Consider the following 25,617-nt stretch of genomic DNA (forward strand, 5'->3'; position numbering starts at 1 on the left):
AATAAAAAAATATTATGAAATTCAGTTTGTTTAAAATAATAATTGCAGGAACATTTTTGAGCTCAACATTTTCTCTGGCTCAGAATTCCGTGATTGAAAAAATTAAGAAAAACCCAAAAGCTCCCTTTTCTTATGCGGAACTTTCCGTAAAAGAAGGCGGAAAATGGGAAGGCAATCAATATGTTGGAGGAACCTTTAAAAATATTAACCAACTTGTTCTTCCTGCCGAACATACAGATCACTCTTACTATATCAGATATGAAGGTATCGGTCTGGAAAACAACCAGATCGGATATAGACTATATCTGGATTGGAGAAATGCTACAGATATTTTCGGTAAAAAAGTAAACACCTTGGTTTTACCTGAAGTTGGGCAGGACGGCTTTGAATCCTATCATCACGATGCACCGTGGGGGCAGGATATTTTGAAATCAGGCCGTACCATTGGCATTGGTTCTTACGGAAGATATGACGAGCAGAATGATTTTATTGAAACCTTTAAAGTCGTAAAAAATACAGCTGTAAAAGTAGTTAATGAAGAAGATCAATCCTATGCAACCATTGATTACAAAGGCTGGAAAACCTGGGGCAACGCGATAGATTTGCAATCAAAACTGACGATTTTTAATAAAGACCGTTTTGTAAAAGTAGATTTAAACCTAAACAATACCATTTCAGGATTATGTACAGGAATTGTTGCCATTAAAAATATTCCGTTAAAACAGGGAATCAGTAAAAATAAAAAATGGGGCTACATGGCTACTTACGGTAATCAAACAGAAACCAAAAAAGATGACAATCTGGGAATGGCAGTCTTCTATCCTCTTGAAAGTTTTGATAAATATGTTAAGACAAAATCCACTCATACTATAGTTTTCAAGAAAACAAAGAATGTTTCTTATTACTTTTTGGGGGCCTGGTCATTGGAGCCAAATGGTTTGATAACAGAAGAAGCATTTTACCAGGATTTGGATAAAAAACTGGATATTTTAGATAAAACTAATCAACTTTAAAGTTTAAAATAATGAATTTCATTAATCACAATATAAAATTATTAGCATTTGCCGCTTTAGGTTCAGGAATGTTTTTAGCTTGTGCACAAACAAAATCTGTAACCGCTTCAAAACCTTCAGCAGAAATTTCAAAATCAGGAAAAGCAGTTCCTACAAATCTCAAATGGTCTGAAAGAATGATGCTTTCCGAAATGCACCGTTTCCCGGAATCCTGGATGCTCGATTTCAGCAAAAGCCCGAAATGGACCTATCCATCGGCAATTGTTTTGGATGCTGCTGAACAACTATACACAAAAACAGGTAAAAAAGAATATTATAATTACATCAGCGAATTCGGAGAAAAACTAATCAAAGAAGACGGTACAATTCTTACCTATGAGATTGAAAAGTACAATATCGACCTTCTGAACAGCGGAAATGTTCTGCTATATCTTTACGAAAAAGAGAAAAAAGAAAAATACCTGAAAGCCCTTCAAACCCTCCGTTCCCAGATTGATGGGCAGCCACGAACTAAAGAAGGATCTTTCTGGCATAAAAAAATATATCCGTACCAAGTCTGGTTGGATGGCCTGTACATGGGAATGCCGTTCTACACACATTACACTAAGGATTTTGTAAAAGGCCCGGAAGCAGCAAAAGCGTATGATGATATTATTTTTCAGTTTGATTCGGTTCAAAAGAATCTTTTAGACAAAAAAACCGGATTGCTTTATCACGCATGGGATGAAAGCAAAGAACAGGCCTGGGCAAACAAAGAAACCGGGCTTTCCCCGAATTTCTGGGGAAGAGCGATGGGTTGGTACGGAATGGCAATGGTGGATGTTTTGGATTATTTACCTAAAGATCATCCGGGAAGAGCAAGATTAATTTCTTACATAAAATCTTACACCGATGCCATCATCAAAGTCCAGGACAAAGATAGCGGACTTTGGTATCAGGTTTTGGATAAGCCATTAGCAAATGGTAATTATGAAGAAGCTACAGCATCGGCAATGTTTGTTTACACAATCATTAAATCTGTCAACAACGGTTACCTTCCAAAATCTTATAGAGCTTATGCTAAAAAAGGCTACGACGGAATCATCAAAAATTTAATTACCGTTGACGAAAACGGAGTTGTAAACTTAAATAAATGTTGTGCAGTAGCTGGCTTAGGTGGAAAACCTTACAGAGACGGCTCATATGAATATTATGTGAATGAGGAAATTCGTTCCAACGACGCAAAAGGAACAGGACCGTTCATTTTGGCAAGCCTGGAATTTGAAAAATAATTAATTCAGTATCTGTTGAATTCTAAGCATAAATTTTCTCCTCTTTGCTGGGTGAAATGCCTTTGCAAACGAAAAGTATGCAGGAATATTAAAAAATATTTGCGCCTATTGCATTAAAAAACAGATTAAAATCTGCTTATGACAAACAAAATTTTAAATATACTTTCAATCACAGTTTTTTCTGTTGCATCAAATTATTTGAATGCCCAGGAAAAAAATTATGTTTCCGAAGTTTGGACAGCCGATCAGGGGAAAAATTACAGAAATCCGATTTTGTATGCAGATTATTCCGATCCGGATGCGATTCGTGTCGATGAAGATTATTATATGACAGCCTCAAGTTTCAATGAAGCTCCGGGACTGCCTATTCTCCATTCAAAAGATATGGTTAATTGGAAATTAGTGAATTATGCACTTCCGGATGTTCTTCCCAATGACCATTTTTCAACTCCCAAAAGAGGTGACGGAGTTTGGGCACCAAGCATCAGGTTCCATAAAGGTGAATTTTATATTTATTGGGGTGACCCCGATTTTGGAATTTATATGGTTAAAACCAAAGATCCGTTGGGAACTTGGGAAAAACCGGTTTTAGTGATGGAAGGAAAAGGTCTGATTGATTCTTGTCCGTTTTGGGATGATAATGGAAATGCATATTTAGTTCATGGCTGGGCAGGAAGTCGCGCAGGTGTGAAAAGTTTACTTTCAGTGAATAAAATGAATCCGGAAGGAACAAAAATCTTGGATAAAGGCGTTCATATTTTTGATGGTCACGATGCCCATCCAACCATTGAAGGCCCGAAATTTTATAAAAGAAATGGTTATTACTACATTTTTGCTCCTGCAGGCGGAGTGGCAACTGGTTGGCAACTGGTGCTGAGATCAAAAAATATTTATGGTCCTTACGAAGAAAAAGTTGTACTGGAGCAAGGTTCAACGAAAATCAACGGCCCTCATCAGGGAGCTTGGGTGGATACACCTTCAGGTGAAGATTGGTTCTACCATTTTCAGGATATTGATGCAGGTGGAAGAATCGTTCACCTGCAGCCTATGAAATGGGAAAAAGACTGGCCTGTCATCGGAATCGACAATAATAAAAATGGAATCGGCGAGCCGGTTTTAACCTATAAAAAGCCAAACATAGGACAATCCTACCCTACCGCTACACCTCCTGAAACGGATGAATTTGATGGTGAAAAATTAGGCATTCAATGGCAATGGAGCGCGAATGAAAATATCGTCTGGTCATCAAAACTTCCTGGACAGAATTTTTTAAGATTGTTCTCAATGAAAGTTCCTGAAGGTGAAAAAAATCTCTGGAACGTTCCGAATTTATTAACTCAAAAATTCCCTGCTCCGAATTTTGCAGCTTCAACGAAGGTTAAATTAATTCCCGAAGACGCCAAAGAAGGAAAAACCGCAGGACTTTTAGTGATGGGATTAGATCATGAATCCATCATAATTACCAATAAACCGGATGGATTTTATTTACAGTTAAGAAGGGCCGAAAAGGCTGATAAAGGCGGGGAAGAAAAGGTTTTATTTGAGACAAAATTAAAAGGGAATGAAGCTTATTTAAAAGTAAATGTGAACAAACCGAATGGATTATGCCAGTTCAGCTACAGCGAGAACGGGAAAAATTTCACAAAAGTGGGAGATGTATTTCAGGCAAAACCCGGAAAATGGATTGGTGCTAAGGTCGGTTTATACAGCATAAGCACAACCAAAGCACCTCGCGGTGGATATGCGGATTTTGATTGGTTTAGGATTACTAAGAATTAAAATTATGGTTGGTAAATCGCAAAGACCCAAGGAATATTTAAAGGCATATGTTTTAGATGCAAGGATTTTATCTTCGATAAAATTTTATACTGTAAAACGTCTGTCATCTTGATACTTCTACAAACTCAGCATGATAGCGTTCAAACTAGCAGCTAGTATCAGGGATGTCACACTGAGCCTGTCGAAGTGTCTTGCGTCTTAAAAACAGATTAAAAATAAAGAAATCTTGAGCCTTTGCGATTTACAACAAGATATAATATGAACAAAAAAGTCTTTAATATAGTTTCATTTTTATTCGTTGTTTTGCTGTTGTCTGCATGTCAATCACAGAGCAATGCCCAAAAGGCAACGGCAAAACACAATAAAAAAGTCACCCATATCTACCTTATCGGAGATTCAACAATGGCAGACTACACTGGAAATTATGAGCCCGGAAAAGACTATATGAAAGTCCGTTATCCGATTACGGGTTGGGGACAGGTATTTCAGGCATTTTTTATGAAAGACAGTTTGGCTTCTTTGAAACCTGCAATTACAACAGATTCTGTTGCAATTATTGACAGAGCGCATGGTGGAAGAAGCACGCGAACTTTTTTTCAGGAAGGAAGATGGAGATATGTATATGAACATTTGCAACCAAATGATTATGTTTTTATGCAGTTTGGCCATAATGACGGTTCGGAAAAGCACACAGAACGATATGTAAATATTGAAGGATATAAAGAATTTTTAAGACTATTTGTAACTCAAACAAGACAAAAAGGTGGAAATCCTATTATATTAACGCCAGTTGCAAGAAATTATCCTTGGAAAGATGGAAAACTCGAAAATGTACATGGAGATTATTGGCAGGCCCCGATTGATATTGCTAAAGAAATGAATGTTCCCTACATTGATTTAAATAAATTGTCAATGGACTATTTTACGGAAAAAGGACAGGATTTTACCACAAATCATTATTTCATGAATATTCCTGAGAATGTCTATGAAGCCTATCCGAAAGGTCAAAAGGACAACACCCATTTCCAATCTGAAGGAGCAAAAGTTGTGGCGTCAATTGTTTATCAGGAATTTAAAAAATTAATTAAAACTCAAAAAAAATAGAATGAAGAAGTCTCTCAAAATTATCGGTTTAGTAGCAGCCATGATGTTTTCAGGCCAAATATATGCACAGAACCTGGATATTTACAAAAATATTGAGTTTAAAATGCCTCAGGTTGTAGAAACCTCTTTTCCTGCAAACACAGTTTCCATCATACAATTTGGCGGAGTTGCGGGCGGAAATGTAAAAAATACAGAAGCTTTCAAAAAAGCAATCGATGACCTTTCTAAAAAAGGGGGCGGAAAATTGATTGTTCCCCGCGGAATGTGGTTAACAGGACCAATTGAATTGAAAAGTAATATCAATCTTCACATAGAAGAAGGTGCATTTATCATATTTAGTAAAGATAAAAACGATTATCCTTTAGTTGATGTAAGCTTTGAAGGATTAAATACAATCCGTTGCCAATCACCTATTTCTGCAAGAAACGCAACTAATATTGCCATCACGGGTAAAGGAGTAATCGACGGAAGCGGTGATGCCTGGAGAGCCATTAAAAAAGGTAAAGTATCTGAATCTGAATGGAAAGAGATTGTAAAATCCGGCGGAATTTTATCTTCAGACGGTAAAACCTGGTACCCCTCAGAAAGTTATAAGAAAGGATTTGAAAGCAGTTCGAGTTTCAACGTTCCTGATAAAATTTCCAAGGAAGAGCTAAAATCAGTTAAAGATTTTCTTCGTCCCGTAATGGTAAGTTTGGTAGGTTGTGACAAGGTTTTGCTGGATGGTCCGACTTTCCAGAATTCTCCCGCCTGGAACCTTCATCCGTTGATGTGTTCGAATGTAATTTTAAGAAATCTTACCGTTAGAAATCCTTGGTTTTCACAAAACGGCGATGGTGTAGATTTAGAATCCTGTAAAAACGTTTTAATCTACGATAATACGTTTGACGTTGGTGACGATGCGATTTGCATTAAATCAGGAAAAAATGAAGACGGCAGAAAAAGAAACATGCCGACTGAAAATGTAATTATTAAAAACAATATCGTGTATCACGGTCACGGAGGTTTTGTCATAGGAAGTGAAATGTCCGGAGGAGCCAGAAATATTCACGTTTCCGACTGTACTTTTATCGGGACAGACATCGGTTTACGTTTCAAAACAACCCGTGGAAGAGGCGGAATCGTTGAAAATATTTACATAAAAAACATCGATATGATTAATATTCCGACACAGGTAATTGGCTTCAATATGTTTTATGAAGGCGCTTCACCGGTTTTGGAAGACGGACAGAAAAAAGAAGGTAACAAAGCACCGGAAAAGGTTTATCCCGTAACAGAGGAAACTCCGATTTTCAGGAATATTTTCTTTAAAAACATCAATGCAGTTAATTCTTATGAAGCAATCACATTATTCGGTTTAGCCGAAATGAATCTTAAAAATATTGTGATTGAAGATTCACAGTTTGACACAAAAAAAGCTCTTACCATCGTAGATTCAGATGGAATACAATTAAAAAATGTGAAGCTGAAATATTCTGAAGGAATGGGAGCAACAGTTTACAACAGTAAAAATATCAACCTTGCGACGGTAAAATTTGAATCTCAAAACAAGCCGTTCATCAAGATTTTAGGAAATAAATCGGGACCTGTATTGTTACCAAGGGAAATTGCAAATGATAAAAACGCAATTTCTATCGGAACTGATGTAGCTAAGAATTCAGTTAAATAGTTGGAAAATCGCAAAGATTTTTAATCTTAATGATTTTTTAAGGCACAAGAAAATCAAAGATTTTCAGCAAAGTTTGCAATGTGAAATTTTATCTTAGATAAAATCCTTGAGCCTTAAAACGTAAACATTGTAACTCTACTTTGCGCCTTTGCAATTTTCCAACATATTAAAATAAACAAACAGCATTAAAAAAATTCCACAGGCGAATGATTTTTAACAAAAAACATACTTATATTTCTATTTTTTTAATGGGAGGAACATTAGCATTCGGCCAGATTCAACGGCCGAATGCAACTCCTTATACCAACGAAGCGACCTACGAAAAACTAAAGAAAAAGCATACTTTTATTACTCCGATTGATCGGCCGGTTCCGCAAAATATCGGAATTGATAAAGATATAGAATATGCAAACAGCAACGGAATTTCTTTAAAAGCAGATGTCTACTATCCTCTTGATAAATCCAAAAAGTATCCCGGAATTGCAATGGTTCACGGTGGTGGCTGGATTTCAGGAAGCAAGGAAAATGAAAAGTTCATGGCTATGGAATTGGCTTCAAAAGGCTATGTCGCCATCGCAGTCGGTTATCGATTGGCTGATGTTGCAAAATATCCCGCCGGAGTTGAAGATATTCAGGAAGCTATTAACTGGTTAAGGAAAAACAGAAAAAAATATTCTTTAGATCAAAATAAAATGGCAGTTTTAGGTGAATCTGCAGGTGCTCAGATCGCAACCTTAGTTGGTGTAAGATCAAAGAATAAAATTAAGGCAATCATCAATATTGACGGAATTGTTTCGTTTATTCATCCCGAAGCTGAAGAAAGTACTTATGCATCTTATTGGCTGGGTGGTGACAGAAATGTCAATTTAAAAAACTGGACAGAAGCTTCACCCTTGGAATTTGTCAATAAAAATACCCCTCCTACCCTTTTCATCAACAGTTCGCAACCCCGTTTCCATGCCGGTCGGGACGATATGATGAAGAAGCTGAAGAGCTATAATATTCTAACTGAGTTTCATGAAATTAAAGATTCTCCTCATTCATTTTGGAGTGCAGATCCCTGGTTTACGGAAACCCTGAATTATACTGTTGATTTTTTAAACAAAGTTTTGAAAAAAAAATAATGATTTTAAACGCGAAGATTTAATTAATGCAATATGTATTTTAAGAAGCAAAGATGAATCAACAAATTGAATTTATGAAGTTGTTGTCATAGCCTCGCAAGGCAAATTTTATTTGCCTTTGTTTTCTAAAAATTAGAAGTTTTGTAAAATAAGTCTTTGCGCCAAAAAATAACAAATCATTTTATGAAAAAATTATTCTTAATTCTATTCATTTCGATTACTCAGTTTCTCTTTGCGGGAAATGATCCATATATTAAAATGACCGTGGCTAAAGACGGAAGCGGAGATTTTACATCCATTCAGAAAGCGATCAATTCTATAAGAGATTTAGGACCTGCGGAAGCATTGATTTTTATTAAATCAGGAACTTATAACGAAAAAATTATAATCCCTTCTTCAAAACATAAAATCACGTTAGAAGGCGAAAATAAAGACACTACAATTATCACCAACAATGATTTTTCAGGAAAACTGGATTCGTTTAATGAAAAAATGACAACTTTCAATTCTTACACTTTGTTGGTAATGGGTGATGATATAAAAATAAGTAATGTAACGATTCAGAACTCTTCATGCAATGAAGGACAAGCGGTTTCCCTTCATGTTGAAGGTGACCGTTTTATTATTAAAAATTCTAATATTCTGGGTTGCCAGGATACGATTTATTCTGCAACCAATCACAGCAGACAATATTTTGAAAACTGTTATATTGAAGGGACGACAGATTTTATTTTCGGTCAGGCAACAGTTATTTTTAAGAATTGTACCATTAAAAGTTTAGCCGATTCTTACATCACCGCAGCCGCAACGGAAGCCGGAAGGCAGTACGGTTTTGTCTTTTTCAACTGTAAATTAATCGCCAAAGAAGGCATCACAAAAGTCTACTTGGGAAGACCCTGGAGACCTTATGCAAAGACAGTTTTCATTAATACAGAAATGGGAAAACATATTGTTCCTGAAGGCTGGAATCCGTGGAAAGGTGATAAAATGTTTCCTGATAAAGAAAAAACCGCTTATTATGCAGAATTCGGGAGTAAAGGTGAAGGCGGAAATGTTTCAAAACGTGTAAGCTGGTCGTATCAATTGACGAAAAAAGCCTTGAAAAATTATACAATTGAGAAAATTTTTGATGACTGGAATCCAAATAAATAATGAAATAATTAATTGAGATGCTTCGATAAGCTCAGCATGACCGTTCTAATACTAGACGTTTGATCTGTAGCTATGTCATGCTGGGCTTGTCGAAGCATCTTAAAAGTTTAAATATCAATAAAACGTAATTTAAAAATGAAAAAAATTCTTTTAATAACATCCGTTTTTTTATCAATATTTACATTTGCACAAAAGCCAACATTATTTTTAATCGGCGATTCCACTATGGCAAATAAGGAAAACCCCGATAAAAACCCTGAACACGGCTGGGGACAGGTTTTACCACAATTTTTAACAACAGGAATTGAAGTTCAGAATCACGCGATGAACGGGAGAAGCTCAAAAAGTTTCAGAACGGAAGGAAGATGGGATAAAGTTGAAAAACAACTTAAAAAAGGAGATTTTGTTGTTATTCAATTCGGTCATAATGATCAGAAATTGAAGGATTCTACAAAATTTACCAATCCGTATACTCAATACAGAGCCAATTTGGAAAGATATGTAAATGAAACCAGAGCAAAAGGAGCAACTCCGATTCTGATGACTTCTATTGTGAGAAGAAATTTCACTGAAAACGGCGTTTTGGTTGATACTCATAAAGAATATCCTTTGATGGTAAGAATGGTTGCTAATGATCTGAAAGTTCCGTTTGTGGATTTACAGTTATTGACAGAGCAAATGGAAATTTCATATGGCCCGGAAAATTCTAAAAAACTGCATCTTCATTTTGTAGAAGGTGAAAATCCATATTATCCAAAAGGAAAAGCTGATGACACGCATTTATCAAAATTAGGTGCAGAAACTGTTGCAAAATTAGCTTTGAAAGATTTGAAGAGCTTGAAAATTGGCTTGGAGAAGTATACGAAATAATAATTTCTCACAGATTACACGGATTTTCATAGATTAAAAAAAGACCTGCATAATCTGTGAAATCTGCGGAAGAAAAAACACTCTTTTTTATTACTCTGATAAAAAAGAATTCCAATCATTAAATGAAATAAAAGAACAGAAAATATGAAATTCAAAAAAGAACCATTCTTCGACGGTAATTCCGGGTGGGAAGATTTAGGAGGCGGAGTTTCCAGACAGTTTGTTGGGTACAATTCTCAAGTGATGATGGTGGTCGTAAAGTTTGAAAAAGATGCGATCGGAGCTTTACATCAGCATTTTCATTCGCAGATCACTTATGTTGCTTCGGGAGAATTTGAAGTAACAGTGAATGATGAAGTGAAAATTTTACAGAAAGGTGACGGTTTTTTTGCCCAGCCTAATATTTTTCATGGTGTAAAATGTCTGGAAGAAGGGCAGCTGATTGACGCTTTCACGCCGTTTAGGGAAGATTTTCTTAAAGATTAATTTCTTTCTTCTATTAAAACTTACTATTCAAACCTAACAGATTTTTTGAAACCTGTTAGGTTTAGCAAAATACACTTTACAGTAATTTAAAAATTAACCAGCCATGAAGAAATCTGTTTTCATCTTAATAATTTTTCTTTTCGCTCAGTTATCCGCACAGGAAAAAATCACCCTTTGGCCCAAAGGCCAGATGCCTAATTCCAAAGGGTTGCAGTTAAAAACTGAGGAAATAGACGGCAGAATTGTACAGATAAAGGAAACGGAACTTTTTGCATTTTTACCTCCCAAGGAAGATAGAAAACAGATGGCTATCATCATCATTCCCGGTGGCGGATATTACAAACTTACCTATGATCTGAACGGCTTCCAAATTGCAAAATGGTTTAATACATTAGGAATATCTGCTTTTGTTTTAAATTACAGGCTACCGATTTCGCCCGATGTCAACCAGAGAGAACTTGCTCCGTTGCAGGATGTTCAGGCGGCTATAAAGTACCTTAGAAAAAATGCTGGACAATATGGTATTTCATCCGATCAGGTTGGGGTTATCGGAACTTCTGCAGGTGGACATTTGGCTGCAATGGCAAGCAACATTTCTACAGATTATACAGAATTAAAAGGCGATTGGGAGAATATTTCTACTATTCCGAATTTTGCGATTCTGGTTTCTCCAGTAATCGATCTAGGCGAATTTGCACACATGGGAAGCCGCAACAGTTTGCTTGGTGAAAGTGCCTCTCCGGAAAAAATCCGCGAATATTCTATGCAAAACCGTGTGACAGAAAAAACACCGCCTACAATGTTGATTCATGCACAAAATGATAAAACAGTCCCTGTGATGAACAGCATTCTGTATTATCAGGCAATGATAAAAAATAAAGTGAAAGGCGCGTTGTTCATTTTTCCTGAAGGTGAACATAAAATCGGAATTATGAATAAAACCGAACTGACGGATAACTGGAAAAAATTATGCTCAGACTGGCTGAAAACGACCGGTAATAAGTAATCACCTAATAAAATGAAAAATGCTAAAAATCATTCAACATAAAATATTTTTACTGGCTTTTGGAACTTTGATTTCGGTTGTAGCTCAAGCACAGAATTTAAAGCTTACCTACAACAAACCCGCAGAAAATTGGAATGAAGCACTCCCAATAGGCAACGGAAAACTAGGTGCAATGGTTTTTGGCGGAGTTTCACAGGAACATCTTCAGCTTAATGAAGAGACAATCTGGGCAGGAGAACCCGGAAATAATGTTCCGAAAAATACGTTTGACAGTATTCAAAAAATCAGGAAACTGTTGGATCAAGGTCAATTTGAAGAAGCGCAAAACCTTTCCAATAAAACATATCCGAGAAATGCACCAAAAAATCTGAATTACGGAATGCCTTATCAGACGATGGGCGATTTGTTTCTGGATTTTAAAGGTCATGAAAATTTTCAACATTACAGCCGGACTTTAGATATTGAAAAAGCCATCAGCACAGTTTCCTACGAGGTGAATGGCGTAACTTTTAAGCGTGAAATATTCACTTCTTTTGCCAGTAATGTAGCTGTCATTAAATTATCTTCCAGTAAAAAAGGAAGTTTGAATTTCTCTATTAATGCTTCTACCCCACATTTGACAAAATCAATTTTTACGGAGAAAAATCAATTAGTAATTAATGGAACAAGCGGTTCGGTTGACAATAAAATCGGGAAAATTAATTTCAAAATGGTAGCTTTTCCTGTTTTAAAAGGTGGAAAGTTAACATCAATTGAAAATCAATTATATGTTTCCGGAGCAGATGAAGTGGTCATTTATGTCTCCATCGCTACCAATTTCAAAAAATACAATGACATTTCGGGAAATCCTGATGTAAAAGTTTCGGAATATTTAAAATCAGCTTTAAGCAAAAAATATGATGCTGAATTAAAAGCTCATATTCAAAAATATCAGAAATATTTTAATCGGGTAAGCCTAAATTTAGGGACAACAGGCCAGGCAAAAAAAACAACGGATGTCAGAATTAAAGAATTTGCCCATTCAAAAGACCCTGATTTAGTGGCTTTATATTTCCAGTTTGGCCGTTACCTTTTGATTTCATCTTCACAGCCGGGAACCCAGCCTGCCAATTTACAGGGAATCTGGAATTATCAGTTAAATCCTGCCTGGGACAGTAAATACACGGTGAATATCAATACAGAAATGAACTATTGGCCTGCCGAAAGCACGAATTTAAGTGAAATGCATGAACCGTTGTTGGACATGATCCAGGATTTGTCGGTGACCGGACAGGAATCTGCTAAAGAAATGTATCATGCAAGAGGCTGGAATATGCATCACAACACCGATCTTTGGAGAATTACAGGAATTGTGGATGGTGGATTCTACGGAATGTGGCCGATGGGCGGTGCCTGGCTCACACAACACCTTTGGAATCATTATTTATATACCGGAGACAAAGAATTTTTGAAAAAATATTATCCGCCTTTAAAAGGTTCGGCTTTATTTTATCTGGATATTTTACAACAAGATCCTTCCCAAAAATATCTGGTCGTTTCGCCTTCCATGTCACCTGAAAATACATATAGGAAGAGTGTCGGAATTACGGCCGGAACAACGATGGATAATCAGTTGGTTTTTGATGTCTTTAATAATTTCATTAATGCTTCAAAAATTCTAAATGAAGATAAAAACCTGTCGGATGAAGTAAAATCAGCTTTAAATAATCTTCCGTCCATGCAGATCGGGCAACACGCCCAGTTGCAGGAATGGCTTAAAGATATGGACCGAACCGATGATAAACACAGACATATTTCACATTTGTACGGACTTTTTCCTTCGGGACAGATTTCTCCTTTCAGAAATCCTGATTTAACAGAAGCTGCAAAAAATTCAATGATTTATCGTGGCGATAAATCTACAGGCTGGTCGATGGGTTGGAAAGTGAATTGGTGGGCAAGGTTATTGGATGGAAACCAAGCTTTTAAACTAATTTCAGACCAATTATCTCCTGTTTCTATGGATGCAAAAGATCAATCCGGAGGAACTTATCCGAATCTTCTGGATGCACACCCTCCGTTTCAAATCGATGGAAATTTTGGATGTACTTCCGGAATTGCAGAAATGTTACTCCAAAGTTATGACGGCTATCTTTACATTTTACCGGCACTTCCAGATGCTCTTCCAAACGGTTTTGTTAAAGGATTAAAAGCAAGAGGTGGTTTTGAAGTTGATATAGAATGGAAAAATTCTAAACTGACGAAACTGGTTGTAAAATCTGCTCTGGGAGGAAATGCGAGAATCAGAATCGCGAGAGATATTCAGCTTAAATCTAAGATCAGTTTAACCTCAGCAACAGGGGAAAATTCAAATCCATATTACCAGGTGAATGCTATTAAAACGCCATTAGTTTCAGATAAAGCTGAATTAAAAGGTTTCTCAATTCCTGAAACGCAGGTTTTTGATTTTGATACTGTAAAAGGAGTAACCTATATTTTTGAATCGAAATAATAATCAATAATAAACAGAAAATTTCCTGCAGATTTCAAATTCAGTAAATAATCTGTATAATTCAGGAATCTGCGGGGAAAAGCCAGTTAATTAAAATGTTTTAAATTAATAACAAAATGCAACCGATTGAATTAATGATATAAATAACATTATAATTATATAAATATTAATATATCAAATTATAACACATTAAAATATTAAATATATAATTTTATAACCGAATCAAATAACAATAAATCAATTACTATGAAAACAACATTCAAAGCTGCCTTTCTTACGGTAGCTCTAAGCTCGACTTTTGCCCTGACTGGTTGCAGGCAGGAAGACCTTAAAACAGATTTAACGGAAAATCCAAACGAACTTAATCTTGGAAACAAACTCGTCGCCAATGCCATAGTTCCTTTAGCAAGCTGTGTAGCTCCGGGATGGGCTTCTCAAAACGGAGGAACAACCGGTGGGGGAACAGCAGCAGAAACTACCGTGACAACCTATGCGCAGTTAAAAGCTGCGATCGAAAACACAGCGGTAAAAGTCATTAAAGTGACCGGAACGATCACCATTACGGCCCGTCTTTCACTTCAGGATCAAACGGGAAAAACACTTTACGGAGCAAGCGGTGCAAAGTTGGTTTCTACGGATCAGACAGCAAGCGGATCTGGAATTATCAATATTAAAAGATGCAACAATATCGTTATCAGAAACCTGATTTTCGAAGGTCCGGGTGCTTATGATACAGACGGCTGGGACAATGCCATTTTGGATGACTGTAGAAATGTATGGATCGATCATTGTGAATTCAGAGACGGTGTGGACGGGAATTTTGATATTAAAAACAAATCGGATTTCGTTACGGTTTCTTACACGAAATTCCATTACCTGAAAGCTCCGAAACCCGGTGGTTCAGGCGGAACGGATGACCACAGATTTTCCAATCTTATCGGATCGAGTGACGGCGCAACAGCCGATGCAGGAAAACTGAATGTAACATTCGTTCGCTGCTGGTGGGCTCCGGGATGCAAAGAGCGTATGCCGAGAGTAAGATTTGGTAAAATACATATTGTTAACAGCTATTTCAACAGTTCTGTAAGCAACAAATGCATTGCAGCAGGGCTTCAGGCGAATATCCGTGTCGATGGAAACGTATTTGAGAATGTAAAAGAGCCTATTAACCTGATGAGCGGCTATACAGCGGTTACCGTTACTTCCAACAATACATTTACCAACGTTACCGGAAACACGGCAGGAAGCGGTACGGCATTTACTCCTCCTTATACGATCCCGACGCTTTCTTTATCTTCCGTAAAGTCTGACGTAACAGCAAATGCGGGAGCTACATTAACAGGGAATATCTGTAATTCATTATAATTGTAATTAAACAAATTGAAATAAGAAAGACTGAGAATTTCTCAGTCTTTCTTTAGAGATCAAAAATTATTATTCAGAAATTTTATTTTTCTCAAGCCATTTCGGATATTCTTTATTAATCAGCTTATCAGCAAAATCTCCAAACCAGCTGTAGCCGTTTCTCCTTTCCTCAGAAACCTCGTTGTAATCGTATTTTACACTTCCATCACGATCACCGAAAAGAGGTTTGTTGCTGTTAATATCATAAAACCTTGCCCAGATTACAGAAGTTTTGTCTTCAGCCAAAGTCCGGACAGCTTTTCCATTTATCTTTGAAACATTGTAGCTATATCCTTCAATTTTATTTTGCTTAAACCAGTTTACAGCAGATTTTATTGACTTTTCAATTTCGGGAGTGACAGGCTGCAACATCAAAAATCGTACGATTCCCACGGATTCGCCGGTTGCCAGAGAAATAGGTTCAAAGGCCCGTGCTTTATCCGGTTGAAGAGTAGTTTCGTTGTATTGATCAGCCCAGATTGTCGGAATTCCTTTTTGCAAAATCTGGGTTTTCAAAATGCATTCAATTCCTTTTTGTACGGCTATTCTTGATTTTTCTTTTAATTTAGAATCAACAACATCAAAATCATTTTTCCCTTCGCTCACATTATATAAAACTGTTAAAGCGTTAATCATTGCATTGTCATTGTAGGTCACCTGCTTTCTGTATAATCCGGAATTCGGATAATATTGTGGAAAACCTCCGTTTTTATACTGCATCAAAAGAAGATAGCCAATTCCTTTCTCTGCAGATTTCAGATATTCTGGATTTTTTGTCTTGGAATATGCCTTTATTAAAGCATTGATTTCCCTTGATGTTGCGTTGTTATCAATCGTTGCGTGATCGTCACCCGTTGCCTTTATCTTTTTCAAAAGATCCTTATCGAGCGGTAAATTATAATTCACTACAGATTTATCACCGAGCTGTTTGCCCCAACCGCCGATTGGAAGTTGGTACACCAGCATTTTTTCGGCTAAAGTATCTTTGACCTGAGCAGAAAAAACAGCTGTTGTTAATGAAAAGACAACTACTGAAAGATTTAGTTTCATTATTATTTAATTTGAATAATTAGTGGATTTGCAATAATCTGTGATTGTTTTTGCAATAAGGTTTCCCAATCTTTTTGTGTCTGAATCTGCCCGCTCTTCTGCCACGCAAATCCGGCATAATAAGTCAGTTTATTTTGAGGTTTTGTCACAACTAACAGGTTGCTCTGATCCGGAGTTTCGGATTTAAAAGCAACAGATTTTTCAACAATTTTAGGATCTACAACCACTCCTTCCCCTACAAAAGCATCATCAATTTTTTCCCAGTGGAAATAATATCCGTTTTTGTCGTTTAGTTTTGTTTCGCCTTCGTTTTTATGCAGGGTAATTCCGATCGTGTAATTTGGGACCTGCTTTTCAGCCTGAAAACTGGATTCAAACTTTGAAAAATTGGAGCCCAGATCCAGAGAAATCCGTTTTGTTTCTTTCACTCCGAATTCACTCCACGGATTGTAGGTTAATTCAAAAACCGTTCTTAAAGGGCCTTCCGCAATGGTTTTAGAGCTCACAAAATTTTGTGACACCTGAAGCTTTTCATTCACCCAAATTCCGAGTCCACCCGTTCCGCGACTATCTCCAACGTGGTAAGGATCATACCCCTCGTCTCTCGTATCTTTGTGATAGTACAACGGATCGGTCAGATAGCCTTTATACCATTTGTTGATCACTGGTTTGTCGGTCCTTTTTAGCCAGATATCAACTCCGCTGGAAAGTGTGCTTCCTTTTATCCCTTGCAATGCTTCTTTCTGACCTTTCGGGCCATAGACACGGAATGCTATTTTATCATTTTCCCAGGCATAGTCGTCTACTCTTTCAGGAACTAATCTTGAATATGTTGAAATTTTGCTTTCAGGAACTGCAACTTTGGCATCTGCAATAATGGTATAGGTGTTTGTTTTTTTTGCTTCAATATTCACCTGAAAAAGGAGTTCGTCGCTTTTTCCGTCTCCATTATAGTCGATCCATTGAATCGGTAAAACATTTTTACCATTATCACTTATCCTGAGATCAGATTCGCTGCTTCTACTTAGAAAAGAAGTTAAATGAGCAACGGGTATTGATACGACTTCATTTCTTGAAAAATTCAATGTATTTTTTACCTGAATAGAATTTTGTGCCTTTAGAAAAGAACATGCGCAAACGATTGCACACATACATCCGGAAATTAAAAATTTTGTTCTGAACATAATTATTCAATTGAGTTGTAAAATCAAAAATAATGATAACTTTCTTATGAACATAAAAAAATAATCAAATTTTAAATCTAAAAGGTTAATTAAAAAAAAACTTAAACAAATCAAAATTAATTGAAATTCAATTTTTTTGCTTCAGGTGTCTGATGAATCAGGATCATATTTAAAATATTTACAGCTAAAAGAAAAATCCCTTCAAATGGTTTGAAAGGATTTTTTTTTAAATATAAATGAAATTAAACTTTGGTAATAGCTTTTATTTAATAATAATTTTAAAATTACTATTCAGATTTTCTCCTGAAACATTGAGTATATAATTTCCTGAAGCTTTCTTGTCTGCAATATTTAGTTTAAAGACTCCGTTTCTATCAGTATTAATCTTTTCTTTGACAACAATTTTTCCTGTCAGATCAATAATTGTTGCTGTTAAATTAGATTTTTTATATTCGGGAAGCATAATGAAAATCTGATCTTTTGCAGGATTTGGATATACTGTTCCAACATTTTTGCTGACACTGAATTCATTATTACTCAACACCATCTGATTGTACAAAGCAGATATTTCCGTTGGAGATAAAGCATAATTGTACAACTTAAGTTCATCGAATGCCCCCTTATAAGGAGCTGGGGCATTGGCTGTTGATAAAAACTCAAGCTCACCAATATTCCCGATAATCAGATCACTTGCTTCACCAATCCCTGTAACCGCAGTTTCATCTCCTTCAGTACTTAAAACGCCATTGGTATAAATTCTCATTTTATGCGCAGCAATATCTCTTTGAATCACAACATGCACCCAGCTATCAGTAAAATAATTGGCAATAGGTGATGTGATTTCCTTTTTCGTAACATCATCATCAATAGCATATCGCAGCTGACCTCCTTTGATTTCTACATTGAAACGTTTACCTGTAGCTCCTGTTGAAGTATTTTTAGTGAAAGAACCTTTACACAATACATAAAGACTTGTAGATGAAGATGTTGGAATCATGCTTATTGGAGCTTTCATCCAAAAAGAAACAGTGAACGAATGATTATCAAATAAAATATGATTCTGATGAGGAATGCTGGCAATGTACATATTACTAGATGAAGTTGCCAGATTAAGGGCGTTATTTTCTTTTCCCGGTACTCTTACATTGGCATTATCATAAGCCGTATCTAATATTCCATGATTAGCAAAAGACGTTACGTCCGCAATTTGCGCACCCGCGGAAGGAGCCTCTGCAAATGGCCAGTTGCCGACAAGACTTGGAGTCAATGCACGGAAACTCCACACATCTCCTGCAGTAATACCAAGAGCATTAGCAGCATCAATTCTCCAATAGTAATTTGTTGCCGGATTTAAATTATTAAGCTGATATGATGGTATAGCAGAATAAGGTACGGTAGCAACATTGCTTAAATTTAGGGGATCTGTTCCAAAATAAACTGTATACGCAGTTGTGTTTGAGCTTCCGTTCCATTTTAAAAGCAGGTTTCCACCGCTCAATTCAACGTTATTATTGCCAGTTGCGGGAATTGGGTTATTTGCTTTTGTGGGAGCTGATGGAATTGGAGGTGTGGTTACTGATGTATTTGATGTATAGACTGAAGATTGTGACACATTTGTTGCTTTAACTCTATAATAATATTGAGTATTGGGCGCTAAGCCCGCTTCATTATAGCTTGTTACATTTGCCCCTAATGTTGCAATGACTGTAAAATTAGTACCATCGGTAGAACGCTCTACAACATAATTAGTTTCATTCGTAGCATTATCATTCCAATTAACTGTTAAAGAACTTGAAGGTGAAGCTCCTGTAGTTGTGACTGTATTGGTGAAATTCACATTGGTTGGCGGAATAATGAAATCCGGAGGAGCTGTGTTGGGTAAACCGTTAATATAAACCTCAATATTAAGATACGGAGCATGTGTAGGGCTTACTGCCAAAGCATCGAAGACATTTGGATTCAGTCCGTTGGCAGTTTCCCATGCATCAGGCATTCCGTCATTGTCCGTATCCAATGGAGCCGGCGCACCATAAACATGTCCGGCGCCACCATTGGTAAATCCAAATTGAGCCGTTAAATCAGATTGTACATAAACATAAGTGGCTGTTGTACCTTTCGACATTAAATCTGAAATCATTAAACCATCTACCTGATCGCGTCTTGGATATGATGCTCCTACATTGGTAACAATTTTATCGTATGCCTGCTGAGCGGTTAATGTAGGGGTTTTCATCGGATAATCATACGGACTAGCCATTATTGCTGCCGGATCTCCTACAGGGTATCCCGTTAAGTTTTGAGGGACTGCAGCTCCATCTAATATTCCATTTTTATTATTGTCAAAATAATTCCCGGAACCGTATAAATTGAAATTGGCATTTCCTACGCTGAAAGGCGTGGTAACCGTACTGCTTGTATTTGGGCCTCCGATAAAATAATTGTTGATAATATTAGCAAAAGAGCTTCCCGCCGAATCTCCTCCCATGATGTACGCCTCCCCGGATTGGGTATGACCATACGTATTTCCATAGTTTCCCCAATTGTAAACGACATTATTGATAAACTCGTTGATTCCTTTTATTTTATTGTTACGGGTTTTATTACAGATATATAAATTCCCTATTAAACTGATCTTTCCCCCCGGCGGAGGTTGCATTAATCCTCCCGCAGAATGATTATGACGGTGCATTCCTTGTCCTATAATAGAATTCTGAATCGTTATATTATCGGGACTTGTGCCATTATTATCCCAGTTAACTGAAAATACTTCATCCGTACCCCAGGTAAAAGTCATATGATCTAAGATGATATTTGCCCCGTTGGCTATTCCTGATGCGTCCTGATTTTGAGATGTTCCGCCATAACGGATACGAAGATATCGGGCAATTGTGTTATTGGCTCCTGTAAATGATACCCTGGGGCCCAAAAATACAATTCCTTCTCCGGGAGCAGTTTGCCCGGCAATCGTGGTATTAGCCGCCACAGCAACAACCGATTGCAAATTAACAATGCCTCCCACTTTGAATATAACAAACCGCCCCGGCTGGCTCACTGCATCCCGGAATGAACCTGGGCCGCTGTCATTTAAGTTGGTAACTAGATAAATCTGAGGGTTTGAGGAACCTCTTGCCCCCGTAGTATATCTGCCAAAACCAGTAGCTTCCGGAAATGCTAATGTCTGGGCACTCAAATCTATAGTAGATAACGCTAATCCACAAAACAGTAAAGATTTAAGTTTAAATAGTAAAGGTTTATTTTTCATAAATATTAATTTTGTGTTAACTAATCTATTCACAAAACTAATAACGAGTATCCTGCTCCGTCCTGTCGATCTCTATATCAATCAATTACAAAAAAAGCTGGTTTAAAAAATAATGGGTAAAAGCATCAATAGATCCACTAAAAAATAATTTAAATTTATAGGACAAAGTGGAAAATTCTCCATGAATCAATGACAACAGAAGATCAAAAGCCTGTCAACCGGCTTAAAAAGATGAGGATAACTGACAACTATACCATATGAGATCTTAATGGTGGTAGGTAGCAATAAAAAGAGCAGATAATAAATTATCTGCTCTCAATATATCCTTTTATATTTATTAAATGAAGTTACGCTATCTTAACGTTAACTGCATTAACACCTTTGTTTCCATTTTGTAAATCGAAAGTTACGACATCGTTTTCACGGATATTATCTACTAAACCTGATGTGTGTACGAAAATGTCTTGACCACCTGTAGATGGAGTAATAAAACCAAATCCCTTGGCATCGTTAAAGAATTTTACTGTTCCTTGTTGCATTGTATATGTATTAAAAATTATTGTATTCTATTTTGTAGGATCAAATATCCTGTGCTTTGATCAAAATCAAAACGATAATAAATTTTTGAGAGAAAAATATGGATGTATAGAATTTAAGAGTGAAAATCGAACTTCTTAAAAGGTAGTGCACCTAAAATATTTATGACAAAATTGAGCGTAAGTATCAGCAAATAAGAAATAAACAAAATTTCAGATATGCTTAAGCATTAGCCTTATTATTTTACAAATATAGGTAAAATAATTGGATTCTGCAAAAAATGTTATTTCATTGACCAGTCAATACATTTAGTCAGAGTAGAATCCCTGACTAAATGATCTGTTGCGCAGCGCATATTCTCAGTAAGATTTTTAAATTTATACAAAGGCTATAAGCTTGATTCATATGATGTATCATATAAATTATAAAGAAATTAAATATTAATTAGAATAATTTTCCTTTTTCAGCGTTATATAACCATATTAACTTATAACCAATCAATAAATTCATCATTTTCAGCACCGTTTACCGTACTTTCCTGTATAAGCACTTGATTCCGGCACGGATCCAAAAAATCCCTTATGAAATTATATTCAGCATCAGAAATCAATACCTTACTACAGGGTTGTATCATAGGTAGTACTTCACATTCTGTATCCTCTCCGGAGCAAATAGAACGTGCCAATAATAACCAAATTACGTTTATTGGAAGTAAAAAATACGAGAAACTTTGGGAAGGCAGTAAAGCCTCGATAGCCATTGTCAATAACGACATCTCTATTAATCCTGGCGAAAACAGAGCATTTATAAAAGTCAATAATGCCGACCTTGCCATGTGCCAGCTTCTGGAATTGTTTGCACCTGTTAATCCGCAATTTGATATAGAGATCCACCCTTCTGCATCGATCCACCCCAGCGCTATTGTTGGGCAGGGTACCCGTATTGGGGCAGGTGCATACATTGGCCCTAAGGTAGAATTGGGCAACAACGTAACTATTTATCCTAATGCTACCATTTTAGATCAGAGCACCGTCGGCACAAACAGTACCGTATGGAGTGGTGTTGTGATCAGGGAAAACTGCCATATTGGTAAAAACACCATATTACACCCCAATGCAACGATCGGCGCTGATGGTTTCGGTTTTAGGCCCTGCCCGGAAAGAGGATTGGCAAAAATTCCACAAATTGGTAATGTTATCATTGGCGACTGGGTAGAAATTGGAGCCGGTTCCTGTGTAGACCGAGGTAAATTTAGTTCTACTATTATTGGTGATGGTTGTAAGATCGATAACCTTGTGCAAATAGGTCACAACAGTGTATTGGGCAAGTTTTGTATCATGGCAGGCAATAGCGGACTTGCCGGGAGTGTTACCCTGGGTAATGGTGTTATTATTGGTGGAGGCGCCTCTATTAAAGATCACACTACCATTGGTAATGGGGCTATTATAGGCGCAGGATCCGGTGTTGCGGGTGATGTACCCGCAGGTAAAACCTATCTTGGATACCCAGCTGCCGAAGCACGCATCACCCTAAAACAATGGGCTTCTCTTAAAAGGCTTGCTGCAAATAGTTAAGACAAAGTCTGCATGTACAAATAAATCCCAGATAGATAACGATATACTATGTTATACCAAATAAACTAGTATATCGTTATGTTAAAAATTTCAACAGTCAGCATAAACAAAAAACCTGCAAATCAATGATTTGCAGGTTTTAAATATTTTTTGATGCTTTTTATAAAAGCTTTTGGGCGGAGACAGAGGGGCCACAGTCGAACATTTAATACCACTTTTAACATTTTTAGATGGATTAAATAAATAGGAGACCAATGTTGGTTTTGTAGTATCATATTACCTACTTCTTTAATCTATTACCGCATCAGTCTGGTATTTTTTATTAAGGTCCTCTCCAAAAAGAATATGCCCATCTGTAATAAAATAAGGAAATACGGCCTGATATTTTTCACGAAGATTCCTGAAGATTTCTATTACGACTACCTGATAACCATCTGATTCGCCATGAAGGATAATTGCAGATGCATTAATATCAGGATCTCCCAGATCCAAATTCACTGTATTAAGCAGTATATCATAAATGATATCGTCAGTTAAAGTTTCGGATTCGCTAACAGTGTCTACTACTTTACCTTCTTGGAGAAGGACCCTAAATGGTCGAAATGTCCCTCTTTGTAGCAAAAAGAAGCCAGCCCGTTCTCGCAGGGCTTCCAGAAATTCTTCCATATTTTCTTTAAATTTGTGTATTTGATAAAAGCTACCTTAAGGTAGCTTTTAATTTAGTTTCTATTGTATTGTTTTAGCACCTTTCGTTCATTATTATCACTTTTCCATAGCTCAATTCGATAATAATCAGCATCTGTATCATGCGGTTCGTCATCTTCTTCGACGCTATCCAAATTCGAAGAATAAACTCTTACTCTGTAATTCCCAGGATTAACATTAACAGTCAATTCCACATTATTATCCGGTGAATTCAATATTTGTAACTCCCCAGATGGTATTTGGATTCCTCCTTCAACAACATGATCATACTTTTGTAAATCAACATTGACGCTTGGTTTTTCCAAAACTTCTATTTCTCCCTTAATATTGCCATAACTTTGCGTGCTTATTCCTATTATGTCGTGTTCCAAAGCTAATCTTGCATTAAAAGCTTTTTCATCCCAGAAATTGAGCGAGCCTGTATTACCAGTTGCAGTTTTATCTGCAACATAAAATTGGTTATACTGTGTATAAAACTTAAAAAGTTGAGTCTTCATAGTTGTTTTCTTATTATTAGAGCATGAAAAAAATATGCTGCAGATTAATAAAAGGATTAAGTTTTTCATTGTTTAATTTATAAAAATTATGGAACGGCTGTAAATGTCCTCAAAAGAATAATTGCTGCAGTTACTATTGCGGCTCCGGCAGCAAGACTCTCTATTAATATTTGCCGAAATGAACTTTGGAAGTTCTATATTGGGATAAAGTTCCAAAGCTTTAGGAAAGTAGAACGCCAAAATTCGACGCTCTACTTATTATCAATTATTATAGTCAAATTATAAATCTCCTATTTCTGCCTGCGTTATATTATATTTTTTTAATAAAGAATAAGCCCGATCGGAAATAGCTAGGATGATTTTTTCGGTAATGAAAAAATCATCCTTATAGGGCTCTCCATTTATTTTTGCCCAAAAGAAATTTGGAAGTTCTTTATTGGGATAAAGTTCCAAAAAAGTTTCTGATTTAGAAATTAGCACTTCATTAAAATAAATTCCTGTAAGATTTTCAAATTCTATTGCTTTTCGCAATGTCTCAGTCATTACATAACAAGGAAAAGATTCAAGAATATCATCTCCCAACCATCCATCAAATTCATAATGAAGATTTTTTATTAGTGGAGGAAAAAAAGAAGTGTCCATTTCAGTATTGTCTCCTAAACCTCCGGCTACTTCAGGTTCTATAACTTTATACATGCATAATCTGATTTAATCTATTTCCATATTAATCTTTCGAATTTTTATTTAAATAAACTTCTAATAAATCAATACCATGTTCATTTTCCAGGTCATAATACTTATCATCTAATTCATTTAATTTATTAAATAGAATTTCGTCGAAGTCTACAATTTTAGACAGTTCCCTATTAAAAATTAAATGTCTAAAAGTATCCTCTATCAAATATTCTTCATTAACAAGATGTACCGCTGTATCTAGTAAGTCTACTCTTTGAATATCTCCTATTAGCTTTAAATTTTTAATAGTTAAATAAGCAAATTGACCATAAGAATTGAAAAAATACTGATGAAAGCCACCATTTTCAACTTGCCAATTAAGCAATTTGATAGTGTAGGTAACTTGCTGATTTATGGGTAAATTTACAATATAATTATACCAGGCATCACAATCCTCTAATATTTCTTCATCTAGTCCTTTTACAGCTTCATTATAAGTTTTATCAATTATATTTTCCATATTTTAATTACTAAAGTTATTTCCACACACAAAAATAAATTCAAATAATAACCAACAAAGTACCGATTAAGTCCTAATGTTAAATATGTCCTAACTTCATCAAATGGAATTTGTTCATACAATGATATTGTAACATCATATTTTTTATCGGTAATATTTATTGCATTAGATATTTCACCAATATACTTTCAAGTGTTCAACTGTTTTCATTTCTGACTAAAAAGCCGCCTCAAAATAAAGAAGA

21 protein-coding genes are annotated in these 25,617 nt (G+C 36.2%); 13 read left to right on the forward strand and 8 right to left on the reverse strand.

Going from position 1 to position 25,617, the window contains the following annotated elements; all coding sequences use genetic code 11:
- Nucleotides 1-14: 14 nt before the first annotated feature.
- From J2T03_RS04855 to J2T03_RS04910, 12 genes are all read left to right on the forward strand, one after another.
- Nucleotides 15-1,013 (forward strand): DUF4861 family protein, encoded by a 999-nt coding sequence (locus J2T03_RS04855; RefSeq protein WP_307209766.1) that lies wholly within the window; start codon nt 15-17, stop codon nt 1,011-1,013.
- 11 nt (nt 1,014-1,024) lie between these two features.
- Nucleotides 1,025-2,284: a glycoside hydrolase family 88/105 protein gene (locus tag J2T03_RS04860; protein ID WP_307209767.1), complete on the forward strand. Its 1,260-nt coding sequence runs from the start codon at nt 1,025-1,027 to the stop codon at nt 2,282-2,284.
- A gap of 138 nt (nt 2,285-2,422) precedes the next feature.
- Nucleotides 2,423-4,063, forward strand: coding sequence for a glycoside hydrolase family 43 protein (locus J2T03_RS04865; protein WP_307209768.1), 1,641 nt, complete (start codon nt 2,423-2,425; stop codon nt 4,061-4,063).
- A gap of 258 nt (nt 4,064-4,321) precedes the next feature.
- A complete protein-coding gene (locus J2T03_RS04870; protein WP_307209769.1) occupies nt 4,322-5,167 on the forward strand; it encodes a rhamnogalacturonan acetylesterase in 846 nt (281 codons plus the stop codon).
- A 1-nt stretch (nt 5,168) separates the two neighbouring features.
- Complete coding sequence (locus tag J2T03_RS04875; protein WP_307209770.1) at nt 5,169-6,836, forward strand: glycoside hydrolase family 28 protein; 1,668 nt, start codon at nt 5,169-5,171, stop codon at nt 6,834-6,836.
- A gap of 206 nt (nt 6,837-7,042) precedes the next feature.
- Nucleotides 7,043-7,960 (forward strand): alpha/beta hydrolase, encoded by a 918-nt coding sequence (locus tag J2T03_RS04880; protein WP_307209771.1) that lies wholly within the window; start codon nt 7,043-7,045, stop codon nt 7,958-7,960.
- Between the two features lie 183 nt (nt 7,961-8,143).
- Nucleotides 8,144-9,112, forward strand: coding sequence for a pectinesterase family protein (locus tag J2T03_RS04885; protein ID WP_307209772.1), 969 nt, complete (start codon nt 8,144-8,146; stop codon nt 9,110-9,112).
- A 135-nt stretch (nt 9,113-9,247) separates the two neighbouring features.
- On the forward strand, nt 9,248-9,982 hold the full coding sequence (locus J2T03_RS04890; protein WP_307209773.1) for a rhamnogalacturonan acetylesterase: 735 nt from the start codon (nt 9,248-9,250) through the stop codon (nt 9,980-9,982).
- 144 nt (nt 9,983-10,126) lie between these two features.
- Nucleotides 10,127-10,468: a cupin domain-containing protein gene (locus J2T03_RS04895; RefSeq protein WP_306842024.1), complete on the forward strand. Its 342-nt coding sequence runs from the start codon at nt 10,127-10,129 to the stop codon at nt 10,466-10,468.
- A 103-nt stretch (nt 10,469-10,571) separates the two neighbouring features.
- Complete coding sequence (locus J2T03_RS04900; protein ID WP_307209774.1) at nt 10,572-11,474, forward strand: alpha/beta hydrolase; 903 nt, start codon at nt 10,572-10,574, stop codon at nt 11,472-11,474.
- Between the two features lie 19 nt (nt 11,475-11,493).
- Nucleotides 11,494-13,965, forward strand: coding sequence for a glycoside hydrolase family 95 protein (locus J2T03_RS04905; protein WP_307209775.1), 2,472 nt, complete (start codon nt 11,494-11,496; stop codon nt 13,963-13,965).
- Between the two features lie 246 nt (nt 13,966-14,211).
- Nucleotides 14,212-15,330 carry a pectate lyase family protein gene (locus J2T03_RS04910; RefSeq protein WP_307209776.1) on the forward strand — a complete coding sequence of 373 codons (1,119 nt, stop codon included), beginning with the start codon at nt 14,212-14,214 and terminating at the stop codon, nt 15,328-15,330.
- A 69-nt stretch (nt 15,331-15,399) separates the two neighbouring features.
- Here the strand turns inward: J2T03_RS04910 and pelA are convergent, their stop codons facing one another.
- From pelA to J2T03_RS04930, 4 genes are all read right to left on the reverse strand, one after another.
- Nucleotides 15,400-16,419 carry a pectate lyase gene (pelA, locus tag J2T03_RS04915; RefSeq protein ID WP_307209777.1) on the reverse strand — a complete coding sequence of 340 codons (1,020 nt, stop codon included), beginning with the start codon at nt 16,417-16,419 and terminating at the stop codon, nt 15,400-15,402.
- A gap of 2 nt (nt 16,420-16,421) precedes the next feature.
- On the reverse strand, nt 16,422-17,603 hold the full coding sequence (locus tag J2T03_RS04920) for a DUF4861 domain-containing protein (protein ID WP_307209778.1): 1,182 nt from the start codon (nt 17,601-17,603) through the stop codon (nt 16,422-16,424).
- 262 nt (nt 17,604-17,865) lie between these two features.
- A complete protein-coding gene (locus J2T03_RS04925) occupies nt 17,866-20,865 on the reverse strand; it encodes a LamG-like jellyroll fold domain-containing protein (protein ID WP_307209779.1) in 3,000 nt (999 codons plus the stop codon).
- Nucleotides 20,866-21,212: 347 nt separating this feature from the next.
- Complete coding sequence (locus tag J2T03_RS04930; protein ID WP_236850463.1) at nt 21,213-21,404, reverse strand: cold-shock protein; 192 nt, start codon at nt 21,402-21,404, stop codon at nt 21,213-21,215.
- Nucleotides 21,405-21,983: 579 nt separating this feature from the next.
- Here J2T03_RS04930 and lpxD point away from each other — a divergent pair.
- Nucleotides 21,984-22,976: a UDP-3-O-(3-hydroxymyristoyl)glucosamine N-acyltransferase gene (lpxD, locus tag J2T03_RS04935; RefSeq protein WP_306842011.1), complete on the forward strand. Its 993-nt coding sequence runs from the start codon at nt 21,984-21,986 to the stop codon at nt 22,974-22,976.
- A gap of 288 nt (nt 22,977-23,264) precedes the next feature.
- Here the strand turns inward: lpxD and J2T03_RS04940 are convergent, their stop codons facing one another.
- The 4 genes from J2T03_RS04940 to J2T03_RS04955 form a co-directional block, all read right to left on the reverse strand.
- A complete protein-coding gene (locus J2T03_RS04940) occupies nt 23,265-23,642 on the reverse strand; it encodes a hypothetical protein (RefSeq protein WP_307209780.1) in 378 nt (125 codons plus the stop codon).
- 53 nt (nt 23,643-23,695) lie between these two features.
- Complete coding sequence (locus tag J2T03_RS04945; RefSeq protein ID WP_307209781.1) at nt 23,696-24,178, reverse strand: hypothetical protein; 483 nt, start codon at nt 24,176-24,178, stop codon at nt 23,696-23,698.
- 279 nt (nt 24,179-24,457) lie between these two features.
- Nucleotides 24,458-24,874, reverse strand: coding sequence for a hypothetical protein (locus J2T03_RS04950; RefSeq protein WP_307209782.1), 417 nt, complete (start codon nt 24,872-24,874; stop codon nt 24,458-24,460).
- Nucleotides 24,875-24,902: 28 nt separating this feature from the next.
- Nucleotides 24,903-25,373, reverse strand: a complete 471-nt coding sequence (locus J2T03_RS04955; protein WP_307209783.1) for a DMP19 family protein — start codon at nt 25,371-25,373, stop codon at nt 24,903-24,905.
- Nucleotides 25,374-25,617 lie beyond the last annotated feature (244 nt).

It is taken from the genome of Chryseobacterium lathyri (assembly GCF_030812195.1).
GTDB lineage: Bacteria > Bacteroidota > Bacteroidia > Flavobacteriales > Weeksellaceae > Chryseobacterium > Chryseobacterium lathyri_A.